This is a genomic window from Sphingomonas sp. NCPPB 2930, from assembly GCF_042867205.1.
Classification (GTDB): domain Bacteria; phylum Pseudomonadota; class Alphaproteobacteria; order Sphingomonadales; family Sphingomonadaceae; genus Sphingomonas.
The window spans coordinates 278531-294345 of the sequence record NZ_JBHZQU010000002.1; the positions used below are offsets into that span (position 1 = coordinate 278531).

The 15815-nt window shown below is 67.5% G+C and carries 15 protein-coding genes; 5 read left to right on the forward strand and 10 right to left on the reverse strand.

The features are described 5' to 3' along the window. Positions 1 to 5: 5 nt before the first annotated feature. On the reverse strand, positions 6 to 1583 hold the full coding sequence (gene murJ, locus ACFX59_RS04590) for a murein biosynthesis integral membrane protein MurJ (protein WP_387430069.1): 1578 nt from the start codon (positions 1581 to 1583) through the stop codon (positions 6 to 8). A 13-nt stretch (positions 1584 to 1596) separates the two neighbouring features. Then, positions 1597 to 2109 carry a protein-export chaperone SecB gene (gene secB / locus ACFX59_RS04595; protein WP_307104089.1) on the reverse strand — a complete coding sequence of 171 codons (513 nt, stop codon included), beginning with the start codon at positions 2107 to 2109 and terminating at the stop codon, positions 1597 to 1599. Between the two features lie 219 nt (positions 2110 to 2328). On the opposite strand from secB, the gene ACFX59_RS04600 reads away from it, so the two are divergent. From ACFX59_RS04600 to ACFX59_RS04610, 3 genes are read left to right on the forward strand one after another with little or no spacing between them, the layout of a single operon-like run. Further along, on the forward strand, positions 2329 to 2952 hold the full coding sequence (locus ACFX59_RS04600) for a Tim44/TimA family putative adaptor protein (RefSeq protein WP_387430287.1): 624 nt from the start codon (positions 2329 to 2331) through the stop codon (positions 2950 to 2952). A gap of 9 nt (positions 2953 to 2961) precedes the next feature. Beyond that, entirely contained in the window at positions 2962 to 4332 is a 1371-nt protein-coding gene (locus tag ACFX59_RS04605) for an MltA domain-containing protein (RefSeq protein ID WP_387430072.1), read from the forward strand. 25 nt (positions 4333 to 4357) lie between these two features. Next, positions 4358 to 4885 (forward strand): Smr/MutS family protein, encoded by a 528-nt coding sequence (locus ACFX59_RS04610; protein ID WP_387430289.1) that lies wholly within the window; start codon positions 4358 to 4360, stop codon positions 4883 to 4885. Here ACFX59_RS04610 and dapE read toward each other — a convergent pair. Then, positions 4863 to 5981 (reverse strand): succinyl-diaminopimelate desuccinylase, encoded by a 1119-nt coding sequence (gene dapE, locus ACFX59_RS04615; RefSeq protein WP_387430074.1) that lies wholly within the window; start codon positions 5979 to 5981, stop codon positions 4863 to 4865. The genes ACFX59_RS04610 and dapE overlap by 23 nt on opposite strands. A gap of 126 nt (positions 5982 to 6107) precedes the next feature. Between dapE and ACFX59_RS04620 the strand changes: the two genes are divergently transcribed. After that, positions 6108 to 6278, forward strand: a complete 171-nt coding sequence (locus ACFX59_RS04620) for a hypothetical protein (RefSeq protein WP_307104098.1) — start codon at positions 6108 to 6110, stop codon at positions 6276 to 6278. A 314-nt stretch (positions 6279 to 6592) separates the two neighbouring features. On the opposite strand, the gene ACFX59_RS04625 is transcribed toward ACFX59_RS04620, so the two are convergent. From ACFX59_RS04625 to rpmH, 7 genes are all read right to left on the reverse strand, one after another. Further along, complete coding sequence (locus ACFX59_RS04625; RefSeq protein ID WP_309693865.1) at positions 6593 to 7255, reverse strand: glutathione S-transferase; 663 nt, start codon at positions 7253 to 7255, stop codon at positions 6593 to 6595. A gap of 98 nt (positions 7256 to 7353) precedes the next feature. Beyond that, the gene (locus ACFX59_RS04630) at positions 7354 to 10392 is read right to left on the reverse strand and encodes a TonB-dependent receptor plug domain-containing protein (protein ID WP_387430076.1); all 3039 of its coding nucleotides are present in this window, start codon (positions 10390 to 10392) and stop codon (positions 7354 to 7356) included. A 478-nt stretch (positions 10393 to 10870) separates the two neighbouring features. Next, entirely contained in the window at positions 10871 to 11545 is a 675-nt protein-coding gene (gene yihA, locus ACFX59_RS04635) for a ribosome biogenesis GTP-binding protein YihA/YsxC (RefSeq protein ID WP_307104103.1), read from the reverse strand. Beyond that, positions 11542 to 13239 (reverse strand): membrane protein insertase YidC, encoded by a 1698-nt coding sequence (gene yidC, locus ACFX59_RS04640; protein ID WP_387430078.1) that lies wholly within the window; start codon positions 13237 to 13239, stop codon positions 11542 to 11544. The genes yihA and yidC overlap by 4 nt, the downstream gene beginning before the upstream one ends. Before the next feature lie 30 nt (positions 13240 to 13269). Beyond that, the gene (gene yidD, locus ACFX59_RS04645; RefSeq protein WP_042490341.1) at positions 13270 to 13482 is read right to left on the reverse strand and encodes a membrane protein insertion efficiency factor YidD; all 213 of its coding nucleotides are present in this window, start codon (positions 13480 to 13482) and stop codon (positions 13270 to 13272) included. A gap of 2 nt (positions 13483 to 13484) precedes the next feature. Beyond that, positions 13485 to 13871: a ribonuclease P protein component gene (gene rnpA, locus ACFX59_RS04650; protein WP_373424734.1), complete on the reverse strand. Its 387-nt coding sequence runs from the start codon at positions 13869 to 13871 to the stop codon at positions 13485 to 13487. 59 nt (positions 13872 to 13930) lie between these two features. Further along, positions 13931 to 14065 (reverse strand): 50S ribosomal protein L34, encoded by a 135-nt coding sequence (gene rpmH / locus ACFX59_RS04655; protein WP_007404632.1) that lies wholly within the window; start codon positions 14063 to 14065, stop codon positions 13931 to 13933. Between the two features lie 196 nt (positions 14066 to 14261). Here rpmH and ACFX59_RS04660 point away from each other — a divergent pair, with 196 nt between their 5' ends. Next, positions 14262 to 15776, forward strand: a complete 1515-nt coding sequence (locus tag ACFX59_RS04660; protein ID WP_387430081.1) for a YifB family Mg chelatase-like AAA ATPase — start codon at positions 14262 to 14264, stop codon at positions 15774 to 15776. The last annotated feature ends 39 nt before the right edge of the window (positions 15777 to 15815 follow it).

Sequence of the window (15815 nt, forward strand, 5' to 3'; positions counted from 1 at the left end):
GGTCCTCAACTGTTGCGGCGAACGAGCCGCTTGATGTCCGCGATCCGGAAAGCGCCGGTCGCGAAGGTGGCCATCGCATAGACCAGCATGCCGGTGGCGACCAGTAGGAGGAGCGCACCCCAGCGTTCGAGGTTGGAGCCGGTCACATAGGGCTGGAACTGCGTGTTGAGCAGCGCCATCGCCCCGCCCATCAGCAGCGCCGCGACCCCCATCCGCCACGCCCGGCGGCGCAGCTGCGCATCGGCGACGAAATGCCCGCGCTTCGACAGGGTGCGATAGAGGAGCGCGACGTTCACGGTCGAGGCGATCGCGGTGGCGAGCGGCGGGCCCATATGCTTGAGCGGCCAGATCAGGATCAGGTTGAGCACCAGATTGACCAGCATCGACTGGGTGGCGAAGCGCACCGGGGTGCGGGTATCGGCACGGGCGTAGAAGCCGGGCGTCAGCACCTTGACCAGAATATAGCTGGGCAGGCCGATCGAGAAGGCGGCCAGCGCCTGCGAGGTGTAGAGGCTGTTGGTCGCGGTGAACTTGCCATGCTGGAACAGCGCGGCGGTGATCGGCTGGCCACAGACGATCAGCGCGACCGTGGCGGGCAGGGTAAGCAGCAGCGCCAGCTCCATGCCCCGGTTCTGCGTCTCCATCGCCTCGGCCTCCTTGCCCGCGCCCAGCAGGCGCGAGATGGTGGGCAGGAGCACGGTGCCCAGACCGATGCCGATCAGCCCCAGCGGCAGCTGGTTCAGCCGGTCGGCGGCGTAGATATAGGACACCGACCCCGCAGGCAGGAAGCGCGCGGCCAGCCCGGTCGAGATCAAGAGGTTGATCTGCACCGCGCCCGCCCCGGCGGCGGCGGGCAGGATCAGCTTGAGCAGCCGCTTGACGTCGTCGTTGATCGTCGGCCGCTTCAGCCGCAACCGGACCCCGGCGCGGCGGCAGGCCCACCATAGCCAGACGAATTGCAGGACGCCCGCGACCGACACCGCGATCGCCTGGTTGCGCGCGGTGGGCAGGGGATCATGCGCGTGGAACAGCAGGAGGGCCGCGATCAGCGTCAGGTTGAGCAGGATGGGGGCGGCCGCATTGACCCAGAAACGGTGCAGCGAATTGAGGATGCCGCCCAGCAGCGACACCAGGCTGATGAACAGCAGATAGGGAAAGGTCAGCCGGTTGAGCAGCACGATATAATCGAACTGCGCGGCCGTCCCGTCGCCATAGCCGAAGGTCTGGAGCCAGGTGACGGGCCAGGCCGCGACCTCGACGATCGCGGTCATCACGATCAGGACGGGCAACAGCACCGACAGCGCGTTTTCGGCAAAGGCCAGCCCCAGCGCCAGGCCGGAGCCTTCCGCCGCCTTGTCCCCCTCCGCCACCTTGCGGTTGAACATCGGGATGAAGGCGGCGGAAAAGGCGCCCTCGGCGAAGAGGGCGCGGAAAAGATTGGGCAGGCGAAACGCGATCTGGAATGCGTCGGAGGCGAAGTTCGCGCCCACGAAGCGGAAGAACAGCGAGTCGCGAACCAGACCAAGCACGCGGCTGGCCAGAGTCAGCCCGCCGACCGAGCCCAGCGCCTTGGTCAGGTTCATCGATCAGTCCGGATCAGGCGTGGCCGGTTTCCGGGGTGTTCGGCTGGGCGGTGCCCTGCGCCTCGGACTGCTGGACATAGAGCTGCGCGAAGTCGATCGGCTCCAGCATCAGCGGCGGGAAGCCGCCGTCGCGGACGGCATCGGCCAGCACGCGGCGCGCGAAGGGGAAGAGCAGGCGGGGCGCTTCGCCCAGCATGAAGGGCTGGATCTGGTCGACCGGCACGTTGCGGAAACCGAACAGGCCCGCATAGCTGAGGTCGACGATGAAGGCGGTCTTGCCCTCGGACTCGGCGCGCACCTCGATCTTCAGGACCAGTTCGTGCACTTCCTCGCCGACCTGCGAGGCCGAGATGTTGAACTGCACGTCGATGCCGGGGGCGGCCTGCGCCTGGTAGATGCCCGGCGCGTTCGGGTTCTCGAACGACAGGTCCTTCACATATTGCGAGATCAGACCGGCGGCGGGGCCGCCATCCTCACCCTCGGCGGTCGGCGCTTCGAAGCCCTGCGGCAAACCCTGTTCGTCCATCGTCAATACCTTCTAGCGTAGCATAAAGGGGAAAAGGGAACCGAAAGGGCGGGTTCGCGCGTTCGGCCCAATGGCCGCTTCGCGTAGCAGCGGGTCGACGGGGATTCAACCTTGGCCTCTTGCATGGGCCGTGCGGGTTTCCATTGTCGGGCCGCGCGCCTATATCGGCCCTATTAGTGAAAGGCGCCTGCGTTGTTATTCTACGTCGTTCTTCTCGCGATGGTCGCGCTCTTCCTCGCGCTGAGGCTGTACAGCGTGCTGGGCAAGCGCACCGGTCATGAACAGCAGCCGCTGGCGCGCAGCGCCGACGATCGGGCCTTGCCGGTCACGCTGCCCCGCGCGCCCGAACCGGCGCAGGCGGCGATGCCGGTGATGAACCGCAACATCGATCCGCGCGCCGAACAGGGCCTGCGCGCGGTGATCGCGGGCGAGTCCGGTTTCGACGTGTCGCAGTTCCTGAACGGCGCGCAGGCGGCCTATCGCATGACGCTGGAAGCCTTTTGGAAGGGCGACGAGGACGCGCTGGCCGATCTGGTCGAGGCCGATGTGCTGGGCGCCTTTGCCGAGGCGATCGAACAGCGGCGCGCGGCGGGCCAGACGCTCGACAACCGCCTGATCCGTATCGAGAGCGCCAAGATCGTCGACGCGCAGGTGCAGGGCCGCGATGCGCGCATCACCGTCCGCTTCGATGCCGATATCACCGCGATCACGCGCGATGCCGACGGCAACGTCATTGCCGGTTCGCTGAGCGATGCGGTCGAGACGCACGACGTGTGGACCTTTGCCCGGACGCTCAAGAGCGGCGATCCGAACTGGAAGCTCATCGACACCGACGAAGCCTGACGCGGCCATATGGGGGACAGGAAAGCGGTGAGGGGGCTGAGGCTCGCGGCGACGGTCGCGCTATCGTTGAGCTTGGCGGCCTGTGCCGGACGGATCGTGCCGCCGGGCGCGGCGGGCGAGGCGCCATCGCGCGGACATGGGGTTCGGCCCGAGCCCGTCCGGCCCCGTGCCGGTGGCGCGGCGGTTCAGCCGGGCGGTCCTAGCGTGTCGCGCGTGCCCAATGGTCCGGCCCGGATCGTGGGAGCGACGCCGCTTCCCGCCACCCCGGTCGTGCCCGTTGCGGGCGCGCTGAACGCGGCGCAGTCGGGTATCCTCGCCGGGCCGCCCGTCGCCTCGCTTCCTATCACCGAGCCGCAGGCGGAGGCCGCACGCGCCGCCTTTGCCTTGTCCTGCCCCGGCCTGATGCGGCGCACCGATGCCAGCGGGCTGACGCAGGGCGCCGACTGGCAACCCGCCTGCCAGGCCGCCGCCAGCGTACCGCCTGGGCAGGCCCGCGACTTCTTCGCACGCTATTTCGAGGCGGTGCAGGTCAGCGACGGCCGCTCGCTCGCCACCGGCTATTACGAGCCCGAGATTGCGGGCTCGCGCGACCGGCGCGCAGGGTATGACGTGCCGATCTATGCCCGGCCGCGCGACCTGATCGATGTCGACCTGGGGGCCTTCTCGACCGATCTGAAGGGCAAGAAGGTGCGCGGCAAGGTGCAGGGCAGCAACCTTGTCCCCTATGACGACCGCACCGCGATCGAGCAGGGCTCGCTGGCGGGGCGCGCGCCGATCCTCGCCTGGGGTGCCGATCCGGTCGAGGTGTTCTTCCTTCAGATCCAGGGATCGGGGCGGCTGCGCCAGCCCGACGGGTCGGTCATGCGGATCGGCTATGACAGCCAGAATGGCCGCGACTATACCGGCATCGGCGCGCTGATGAAGGCGCGTGGGCTGCTGGGGCCGGGGCAGACCTCGATGCAGGGCATCGTCGCATGGCTGCACGAGCATCCCGAGGAAGGCCGCGCGATCATGCGCGAGAATAAGAGCTTCGTCTTCTTCCGCGAGCTGAACGGCGCACCCCAGGGGGCGATGGGCTATGCGGTGACCGGGCAGGTCAGCGCCGCCGCCGATCCGAAATTCGTGCCGCTGGGCGCGCCGGTTTTCCTGTCGATGGACCGGCAGGACGTGACCGGCCTGTGGGTCGTGCAGGACACCGGGGGCGCGATCAAGGGCTCCAACCGCTTCGACACCTTCTGGGGCGCGGGCGACACGGCGCGCAGCGTCGCGGGCGGCATGTCGGCGCGCGGCACCGCGTTCCTGCTGCTGCCGGTGGGCACGTTGGCGCGGGCGGGTTTGGCGAGCGCGAGCGGAACGCCCGGTGCGCCCCCTCAACGCTGACGAAGCGCAGCTCTGGGCGCGGGTGATGGAGACGGTGCGCCCGTTGCGCGCCGCCATCGTCCCCGCACGCCCCGCGCCGCCCCCGCCCAGCATGGAGGGGGTGTTCCACGAAACCCCCGGCGCGCCGAAGGTCCGCGTGAAGGGACGGGTGCCGCCGCTGCGCCAGCCCGCGCCTCCGCCCGCCGCGCCAAAGAAGGGGCCGGGTGAGACGCTGGACGGCGGTTGGGACAAGCGGCTGGCGCGGGGCAGCGTGATGCCCGATAGCTCGCTCGACCTGCATGGCCATACGCTGGCCTCGGCGCATGCGCTGCTCGACCAGGGGCTGGGCCGGGCGATCGCGCGGGGGGACCGGGTGCTGTTGCTGGTGACGGGCAAGCCGCCGCGTCCCGAAAGCGAACGCCCTCATGCGCGCGGTGCGATCCGTGCGGCGATCAGCGACTGGCTGGGGGCGTCGCGCCATGCCGATGCCATCGCAGCCATTCGCAACGCCCATCCGCGCCATGGCGGGCTGGGCGCGCTCTATATCGTGTTCAGGCGCCCGCGCGAGCGATGACACCGGCATAGATTCGGGTCAGCGCGCGCAGGTCGTCGACCGCCACCGCCTCGTCGACCTTGTGCATCGTGGCGTTCAGCAGGCCGAACTCGACCGTCGGGCACAGCTTCGACAGGAAGCGCGCGTCGGAGGTGCCGCCGGTGGTCGACAGTTCCGGCTCGATCCCGGTCTCGGCACGGATGGCCTCGGCGATCATCGCGGAGAAGGCACCGGGCTGGGTCAGGAAGGCCTCGCCCGAGATGCGGCCGGTGACCTGCGCCGATGGGGCATGGGCATGCGCGATCTCGGTAATGCGCGCCACCAGCGCCTCGCCGCTCTGTTCGTCGTTGAACCGGATCGACAGCCGCGCCTGGGCCGAGCTGGGAATGACGTTGGTCGCCGGATTGCCGACATGTAGGTCGGTGATCTCGATATTCGACGGCTGGAACCAGGCATTGCCGGTGTCGAGCGTGATCCCCTCGATCTCCGCCAGCATCGCGACCAGCGGGGTGATCGGATTGTCGGCAAGATGCGGATAGGCGACATGGCCCTGCCGCCCGGGCACGGTGATCCAGATATTGACCGAGCCGCGCCGTCCGATCTTCATCATGTCGCCCAGCCGCTGGGTCGAGGTCGGCTCGCCGACCAGGCACAGATCGGGTGTGATGCCGCGCGCCGCCATCCGGTCGATCAGCGCGCGGGTGCCGTAGATGGCGGGGCCTTCCTCGTCGCCGGTGATGATCAGCGACAAAGGGATGGTCGCGGGGCAGGCGGCGACCGCCGCGACGAAGGCGGCGACCGCGCCCTTCATGTCGACCGCCCCGCGCCCGAACAACAGGCCGTCGCGCACGTCCCCCGAAAAGGGCGAGCCCTGCCAGCCATCGCCCGCGGGCACGACATCGACATGGCCCGCAAATGCCAGATGGGTGCCGCTGCCGCCGCGTGTCGCCAGCAGATTCTCGACCGGACCGTCGGGGGCCTCGCCCGCCACGAAGCGATCCACCGCAAAGCCGAGCGGGGTCAGCGCCGCTTCCAGCACGTCGAACACGCTTCCCATCGCGGGCGTGACGCTGTCGGCGCGGATCAGCGCCTGGGCGAGGTCGAGAACATCGGTCATGCCCGGCGGCATAGGCACCGCATGGCCGCTCGGCAATTCCCCCCTTTGACGCAAGGTCCAAGGGCGGCGGCTTGGACCCCTGCGCCGCCCGGCTTCGTTCTGTCCCCGGACAACAGGAGCGATGCGATGAACGATCCCGATCATAAGGGGCATAAGGCGGGTGGACGATTGCTGATGTGGCTGGTGATCGCACTGGGGATTGCAGGGATCCTGCTCTACACCTTCAGCACGCGCGTCGCCGAACCGGCGGACGAACAGCGCGCGCCGCTGAACGAGGTTCGTCCGACCGCGCGCTAGGTCGGATCGACATTCACGATTGCTTCTTTTCCCTCTCCCCTGGACAGGGGAGAGGGTTAGCGAAGCTTGCCAGCGTGCTGGCTAGCGCAGCTTGGGTGAGGGGTTGAGCGAGCCGAAAGGCTCGCGCGCTCGCCAAGCGAGCGCCCACCCCTCACCCAGCTCCGACTAAGCCTTCGCTCTCGCAAAGGCCAAGTCTGTGCAACCCTCTCCCCTCTGCGAGGGGCGAGGGAAAGAAAGGCAGCGCTGAATGGCGATCGGCGCTGGATTCCATCCTCCGTTCGCGCCCTGTCGAGGTGCGAGCGGAGGGGCGGCGGTCACGCCACGGGCTGCTCGAACCGCTCGATCACCCATTCCTCTTCCTGCGCGGCGGCGATCCAGTCCTGCATGAAGGGATGGCGCAGCACCGCGTCCATATAGGGCACGGCGAAGCGCGCGACGGGCAGCTGATAGGTCACGATCCGGGTGACGACCGGCGCGAACATGATGTCGACCGCACCGAATGCCCCGAACAGGAAGTCGCCCCCGCCGCCGAAGCGCGCGCGGGCCTGGGCCCATAGCTCCATGATGCGCTTCAGATCGACGATGACGTCCTCGTCGGGCGTTTGCGCCGGATAGACCTGGCGGATGTTCATGCTGTGCTTGCGGCGCAGCGCGACGAAGCTGGAATGCATCTCGGCCGCCATCGACCGTGCCATGGCGCGCGCGGCGTCGTCCTGGGGCCAGAAACGGTCGCGGCCCACCTTGTCGGCCAGATAGTCGATGATCGCCAGGCTGTCCCACACGACCGCCTCGCCGTCCCACAGGATCGGCACCTTGCCCGAGGAGGGAGCGAACTCGGCACCCTCGCGGCGGCGGTCCCAATCCTCGTCATAGAGCGGCACGACCACTTCCTCGAACGCGATGCCCGACTGCCGACAGGCGAGCCAGCCGCGCAGCGACCAGGAGGAATAGGCCTTGTTACCGATGATCAGCTTCATGGGCCAAGGCGTAACCGGCCTGACGCGACGCCGCAACCACACAAAAAAGGCCCGCCCGGGGGGAACCGGACGGGCCTTTTCGTTTCGGCCGGGGCCGATCAGAAGCGGGCGGTGGCCGCCACGCGGAAGAAGCGCCCGATGATGCCCGAATAATAGGGCTGCACGCCCGTGGTGCCGACCGGCAGCGGGTAAGGCGGCCGGGCGTTGAACACATTGTCGACGATGAAGCGCAGGTTGAACTGCTCGTTCACCTTCATGCCGACCGTGGTGTTGAACACCATCCAGTCGCTGGCACCCTTCACGTCGCGGGCATTGGCGGCCTCGTCCATGTCGAAGCGGACCTTGCCGGTATATTGCCCCTGGAACAGGACGTTGAAGTTCCGGCCCTCATAGGTGAGGTTCGCCGTGCCCGAATGGCGCGGATAGCCGATCTCGCCCGCATTATGGTTGATATCGCCGGTGCCGACCTGGGTCTGCAGCTTGTCGCGGTAGAAATAGTTGACCGACAGACCGACGGTTCCCGCATCGGTCAGCCCGACCCGGTCGAGCGGCAGGCGATAGGCGATGGTCGATTGCAGCCCGGCCGTCTCCAGCACGGCGGCGTTGTAATAGCCTTCGCGGATGGTCGTGATCTGCCCGTCGGCACCGCGATCCAGCAGGCCGCAGAACTGGTTGGGATAGCTCGACGAGTCGTAGCAGGCGTTCAGAATGTCCGTCCCGCCCAGCGAGGCGATGGCATCGTTCAGCTTGATGTTCACCCAATCGACCGCGATCGACAGGCCGGGGATGAAGCGCGGTTGCGCGATGGCGCCAACGGTCCAGCTGTCCGCCTTCTCATTGCGCAGATTCGGGTTGCCCGCGACCGTGACCGGCACGGTGAAGTCGCTGAAGTTCGACGTGAAGCTGTCCGGATTGATCCCGGCGGCGACGCAGTTTGCGCGACGGACGGCGGGATTGGGACCATTGCCGACATAGCGGGCATCACACGGATCATTGCCCGAATCGAATGCGCGCGAGGTCGGGTTGAACACCTCCGTGATCGCGGGCGAGCGGATCGAGCGGGTGAAGTTGCCGCGGAAGGTCAGCCCCTGGAAGAAGCCGACCCGGCCGCCGGCGGTCCAGGTCAGGTCGCCGCCCGACAGCGAGTTGTCGACATAGCGCGCCGCCCCGTCGAACTCGAGCGTCTTGAGCCAACGCAGCTCGTTCTTGCTCGACACGAAGGGGACGACCAACTCGCCGAACACCTCGTTGGTGTGGAACTTGCCACGGATCGGGTCGATCGGGATGATCCGGCCATATTGGACGCGGCTGCCGTCCGCCTGCGGCTCGCCATAATAATAGGTGCCGGGATCGAAGCGGGTCTTTTCCTCACGATGCTCGTAACCCAGCGACAGCGAGACGTCGTTGCCGAACAGCTGGAAGACCGGGCCGTTGATGTTGGCGTTGAGCACGATCTGCTCGTTGACCGAACGCGGCGTGGCGACCGCGAAGATATAGTCGCGCGCCGCCTGGCTGGCCTGGCCGATGCCGAAGATGTTGAGGGGCGTGCAGCTCTGGTTCGCGGTCGGGATGGTCGCGTTCACGACGCCGGGGCGGCAGGTGATGTTGCCCGACGCATCGCGCACCGCGTCGATCGCATTGGCGAAATTTTGCTGCACCAGCTCGTAATTGCGGCCGTCGGTCTGCGAACGGCCATAAACGCCCGAGGCTTCCCATTTGAAATCGCGGCCGAGCAGCGGCACCGTGCCGTCGAACCCGCCGACGAAGCGATAGGTCTCGACCTTCGCCTCGGCGCGGCCCGTGGTCAGGTCGGCGAGCGCGCGGCCCAGATAGAACTGGTTCTGTCCCGCAGGCAGGTTGGCGGCGATCGTCGCGCGGTCGGCGGCGGACAGGAACGGATTGTCCAGATTGACGATGATGTTGCCGTCGGCGGTGCCCGCAGCGTCGAACAGCGCGGTATTGTAATTCGGCTGGTCGATCAGGTTCACGCCCTTGCTGTGCGTGTACCAGGCCTCGCCGAAGAAGCGGATGCGGTCGCTGATCTGATAGCTGGCCTGCGCGCTGGCGATATAGCGTTCGGAATTGGTCAGCAGATTGTTCTGGAGCGGCAGGTTGAAGCCGTTGCCGCCGCTGCTGATGTAACCCTGGCGCATCGGCGTGCCCAGGTCGAGCGGAACGAGCGTGCCGTCTGCGCCGAACTGGAGCAGCTGGCCCGCCGCGTTGCGGATGCCCGACCGGCGGGCGAGATAGTCGTCCGCGCTGAACGGCACGCCGCCCACGGTGAACGCGCTGTAACGCTGCGACGGATAGAGGATGCGCTGGAACGGCGAGCTGGTATCGGTCGGCGTACCGAAGAAGCGGCCCTCGGCGGTCACTTCGCGATCGGCATAGGTCAGGCCGGTGACGCGGTTATACTCGCCCGAGATGGTGATGTTGCCGCGCCCGTCGGCGAAATTCTTGCCCGCCAGTACGCTCAGCCGCTGGTCGGGGGCGTCGCCCCGCTGCGACACGCCTGCCTGACCCTCGAGCTGAAGCCCCTCGTAATTGCGCTTCAGGATGATGTTGACGGTGCCCGCGATCGCGTCCGAACCATAGATGGGCGCACCGCCGATGGCGACGGTCTCGACCCGATCGACCAGCGTGGTCGGGATGTTGTTCAGATCGACCTGCGTACCGGCCGAGACGGGGCCGAAGATGCTGGCGGTGTTCGACGACACGAAGCGGCGGCCATTGATCAGCACCAGCGTGCGCTGGGTGCCCAGGCCGAAAAAGTCGACAAAGGTCTGGGCGGGGCCGAAGGACGACTGGGCGCCGACGCCGCTATTGCCCGGAGGGCCGAAGGCGGGGATTTCGCTCAGCACCTGGCCGACATTGGTATAGCCGCGATTTTCGATCTGCGCCGCACCCACGACCTGGGTTGGCTGCAAGGTTTCGAACTCGGGACGGGCGATGCGCGATCCGGTGACGACCACGTCCTGGCTGCCCGCCGCATCCTGATCCGCCGGGCTATCCTGCGCGGTGGTGGTTTCCGGCGCGCTGGGGGGCAGGGTCTGCGCGGCGGCGGGGGCCGCAAGCAGAGTGAGCAGCGCGACGGCGCTGACGTCGCGCAAGGCGCGCGAGCGGATATTCCGGGACATGATACGCTTTCCCCATGTTATGGTCTTGTTTTGATGGGGCTATTCCTGCGTATGACAGGAGGTCAATAAAAGCGTCATATTTGCTGACATTTGTCAGGCGTCGCTGCATTTTTGCAACAACATCAGTTAGTTCGTCTGGGTCGATCGACATTCAGCGATGCCTTTCCTTCCCTGCCCCTCGCAGAGGGGAGAGGGTTGCGCAGACTTGGTCTTTGCTAAAGCAAAGGCCTAGTCGGAGCTGGGTGAGGGGTGGGCGCTCGCTTGGCGAGCGCGCGAGCCTTTGGGCTCGCTCAACCCCTCACCCAAGCTGCGCTAGCCAGCAGGCTGGCAAGCTTCGCTAACCCTCTCCCCTGTCCAGGGGAGAGGGGAGGAAGACGCAATGCTGAATGCCGATCCGACCTAGGCCCCGGCGTGTGGCCGGAATGTCATGCCAAGAGACGGGAGCCCGCCGCCACGCGGCCGGGCTCCCATGGGTGGTTCAGCCGATCGCTTCGAGTACGGCGGCGCGCAGCTCGGGAATGCCCAGCCCGCCCTCGCTGGAGGTGGCGAGGATCTCGGGATGCGCCGCGGCCCGCTTGCGAGCCTCCGCCTCGGTCCGCTCGACGACGGCGGCCAGTTCGCTCGCCTTCACCTTGTCAGCCTTGGTCAGGACGATGCGATAGCTGACCGCCGCGCGGTCGAGCATCTCCAGAATCTCGCGATCGACCTCCTTGATGCCGTGACGCGAGTCGATCAGCACCAGCGCGCGCTTCAGCGCCTGCCGTCCGCGCAGGAAGTCGTTCACCAGGAACCGCCACTGCTTGACCATGTCCTTTGGCGCCTTGGCGAAGCCATAGCCCGGCATGTCGACCAGCCGCAGCGTCGGCGGCGTGCCGACGTCGAAGAAGTTCAGCTCCTGCGTCCGGCCCGGCGTGTTCGAGGTGCGGGCCAGGCCGTTGCGGTTGGTCATCGCGTTGAGCAGCGACGACTTGCCCACGTTCGACCGGCCCGCCACCGCGACTTCCGGCACGATCGGATCGGGCAGGAATTTCAGCGCGGGCGCGGACTTCAGGAACGACACGGGACCGGCGAACAGCTTGCGCGCCGACTCGACCAGTTCCTCCGAAAAACCGGTCGGTTCTTCGGAGGGGAGGGGGGTGGGAAGCTCGCTCACTTGACGACCGGCTGCTTCAGGCCCGGATGGCGGGCATAGAGCAGGCGCTGCTGCAGGATCGAGATGCAGTTGGTCGTGATCCAGTAGACCTGAAGGCCGACCGCGAACGGCGCCATCACGAACATCAGCACCCAGGGCAGGATCGCAAAGACCTGCTTCTGCGCATCGTCCATCGGCTGTGGGTTCATCTTGAACTGGAAGTACATCGAAATGCCCAGCAGGATCGGCACCACGCCGATCGCGATGAAGTGCGGCGGCACGAAGGGCAGCAGGCCGAACAGGTTGACCGGGGTCAGCGGATCGGGCGCGGACAGGTCCTTGATCCACAGGACGAAGGGCTGGTGCCGCATCTCGATCGTCAGCATCAGCACCTTATAGAGCGCATAGAAGATCGGGATCTGGATCAGCGTGGGCAGGCAGCCCGCCAGCGGATTGACCTTCTCCTGCTTGTAGAGGGCCATGACCTCCTGCTGCATCCGGACCTTGTCGTCCTTGAACCGCTCCTGCAGCGCCTTCATCTTCGGCTGCACCGCGCGCATCGCCGCCATCGAGGCGAACTGGCGCTGGGCGATGGGGAACATCAGCGCGCGGATGGTGACGGTCAGCAGGATGATCGCGACGCCGAAATTGCCGACCAGGCGGAACAGCCAGTCGAGATAATAGAAGATCGGCTTTTCGAGGACGCGCAGATAGCCCCAGTCGAGCGCGTAATCGAGCTTCGTCGCGCCTTCCTTGTCGGTATAGCGGTCGAGCAGCGCGACTTCCTTGGCGCCCGCGAAGAAACGGGTCGTCTGGGTGATCTGCTTGCCCGGCGCCAGCGTCTGCGGCTGGAGCGTATAGTCGGCCTGATAGGTCTGGCCCGCGCCCGCGCGGAACTGGCCGTCAAAGGCCTTGGACTGGTCGGGGATTAGCGTCGCCAGCCAATATTTGTCGGTGAAGCCCAGCCAACCGCCGGTCGTGGTGAAGCGGGTGGGGGCCTTGTCCAGATCCTTCCAGTTCGGGCCGTAATTGGCCGAGCCGTTGTTGACCGACATCGGGCCGACATGGATCGTCCAGGTGTCGGGATCGGCCGAGATGCCGCGATTGACATAGCCGTATGCCGCGACCGGCACGGCCGCGTTGCCGCCGTTGGCCACCGTCTGCTGGACGGTGAACATGTAATCCTTGTCGACTGACAGGGTGATCTGGAAACGCTGGCCGGTCGCATTGGCGGCGGTCAGCGTGACCGGCTGGCCGGGGCGCAGTACGGGCGCGCTGGCGGTCCAGACGGCATCGGCGGCGGGCGGGTTCAGCCCGTCGGTGCGCCAGCCAAAACCGGCGAAATAGGCACCCTGCGCGCCAGCGGGCGACAACAGGCGGATCGGCGGCGAATCCTTGGCGACCGTTTCCTTATAGTCGAGCAGGACGAGGTCATCGATCCGCGCGCCCTTCAGGTTGATCGAGCCCTTCAGGCGGGGCGTTTCGATCGCCACGCGCGGGGTTTCGGCCAGCACGACGCGGCGGTCGCGAATCGCCGAGGGCGTCGTCGCGGTCGGATTGGCCGTCGAGTTGGCCACCGGCACCTGCTTGCCGTCGACGATCTTCGTCGCGGGCGGGTTGCTCGGGAAGAACTTGTTCTGGATGAGCGGCCATCCGAACAGGATCAGCGCCGCGATCACCGCGAACACGACGAAATTCTTGCGGTCTTGGTTCACGTGGAAACCCCAGTTGTGACGCCAGTTACGTCAGGGGACCGGGTCGGGTCCGTGCCCGCCCCAGGGATGGCACCGCGCAATGCGCTTGAGCGCCAACCAGCCCCCTTTGACCGCGCCATAGCGGCCAATGGCCTGTATTGCATAGGCCGAACAGGATGGTTGATAGCGGCAAGTGGGCGGTAAAATGAGCGACGGGCCGAGTTGCCAGCCCCGCGCGATCAGAATCAAGGCCCGCGCGAACAGGGTCACGCGGGCTCCTGAGACGGTGTGGCGGGCTGGCGATGCGCACCGCCGCGGGGGCTGCGCCCCTTGCCGCGACCATGATGCACGCGCGGTTCGCGCGGTTTCTGGTCGCCGCCGGTGTCGGGCGAGGCGGCGCGGGTCAGCGCCTTGGCCAGCTCGGCGGTGAGGGCGGCATAATCGCGCTCGATCCCGCCTTGCCGTCCGATCAGGACATGATCGGCGCCCGCAATGCCCTTTACCGGCAAAAGATCGCGCGCGAGCGCCCGCAACCGGCGTTTCATCCGGTTGCGAACGACCGCGTTGCCGATCTTCTTGGTGACGGTGAAGCCGACGCGAATCGTGGCTTCACCATCGTCACGCGGGCGAACCTGCAGCACGAAGCCGGGCATCGCCACGCGTCGCCCGCCATTGGCCGCGAGGAAATCGCGGCGGCGGGTCAGCGTCGTGATTACGCCGACAGCTTCTTGCGGCCGCGCGCGCGACGCGCCCGGATCACCGCACGGCCACCGGGGGTCGCCATCCGCGCACGGAAGCCGTGACGGCGAGCGCGCACCAGGTTGCTGGGCTGAAAGGTCCGCTTCATCGTTCATTCCTTGGATACGTCTGAATAAAAACGGCCGCCACGAGGACGGCCTTGGTGGCAAGCCGCTTACGCAAAGCGGGGTTTCAAGTCAATCCGCCGCACGCGATCCCCGTACACTCGTCGCCCCTTGCGGTCGGGCGGCATCCTTTGCAGGAAGCATAAGCGGGCAGGGGAGCGTCCGTACAGGGGGATTTGCATGGCGACGATCGTGTCCACGGTGGCCTATCTGGGGCTGGAGGCGCGCGCCGTCGAGGTGCAGGTGCAGCTGATCGCCGGGCTGCCCGCCTTCAACTTGGTGGGCCTCGCCGACAAGGCGGTGGGCGAAAGCCGCGAGCGGGTGCGCGCCGCCATCGCTGCGATGGGCCTGGCCCTGCCGCCCAAGCGGATCGCGGTGAACCTGTCGCCCGCCGACCTGCCCAAGGAAGGATCGCATTTCGACCTGCCGATCGCGCTCGCCCTGCTGGCGGCGATGGGGGTGATCGATGCCGAACTGCTGGCCGATCATGTCGTGGTCGGCGAGCTGGCGCTGGACGGGCGGATCGGGCCGTCGCCGGGGGTGTTGCTGGCCGCGCTCCATGCGGGGGCGCTCGACAAGGGGCTGATCTGTCCCGCCGCGCAAGGCGCCGAGGCGAGCTGGGCCGGGGGCGGGGCGGTGATCGCCGCGCCAGACCTGCTGTCGCTGATCAACCATCTAAAGGGGCATTCGCTGCTGCCCGTGCCGCAGGGCGGGGCGGTCGAGGACGGCGTGCCCGGCCCCGACCTGTCGCAGGTGAAGGGCCAGGAAAATGCCCGCCGTGCGCTGGAGATCGCGGCGGCGGGTGGCCACAACCTGCTGATGAGCGGCCCGCCGGGGTCGGGCAAGTCGCTGATGGCGGCATGCTTGCCCAGCATCCTGCCGCCGCTCGATGCGGCCGAGGCGCTGGAGGTGTCCATGGTCCAGTCGGTCGCCGGGACGCTGGCCGGAGGGCGGCTGACCCGTACGCGTCCGTTCCGCGCACCGCATCACTCGGCCTCGATGGCGGCGCTGACCGGCGGCGGGTTGAAGGCGAGGCCGGGCGAGGTGAGCCTGGCGCATCTGGGGGTCCTCTTCCTCGACGAACTGCCCGAATTCCAGCGCGCCGTGCTCGATTCGCTCCGCCAGCCGCTCGAGACGGGCACGGTCAGCATCGCGCGCGCCAACGCCCATGTGACCTTTCCGGCGCGGGTGCAGCTGGTCGCGGCGATGAACCCGTGTCGCTGCGGCCATCTGGGCGACGCGGCGCTCGCTTGTGCCAGGGCGCCGCGCTGTGCGGCGGATTACCAGGCCAAGATCTCCGGGCCGCTGCTCGACCGCATCGACCTGTCCGTCGAGGTCCAGCCGGTCCGCGCCATCGACCTGTTCGCCCCCGCCGCCGCCGAATCGTCCGTGATCGTCGCCCAAAGGGTCGCCGCCGCCCGCGCGCGCCAGACGCAGCGCTATCGCGAGGCCCCGGTCACGATCCGCACCAATGCCGAGGCCGATGGCGCCTGGCTCGAACGCTGGGCCACACCGGACGAGTCGGGCCGCGCTCTGCTGGTCGAGGCGGCGGAGCGGATGCGCCTGACCGCGCGCGGCTACACCCGCGTCCTGCGCGTCGCCCGGACCATCGCCGACCTGGCGTGGGTGGAACAAGTGGGGCGCATCCATGTCGCCGAGGCGCTCAGCTATCGCCAGCGACCGCCGGTGAATTGACCGGCCTGCGGCATAAGGGGCAAGATTGCCGACAATCCC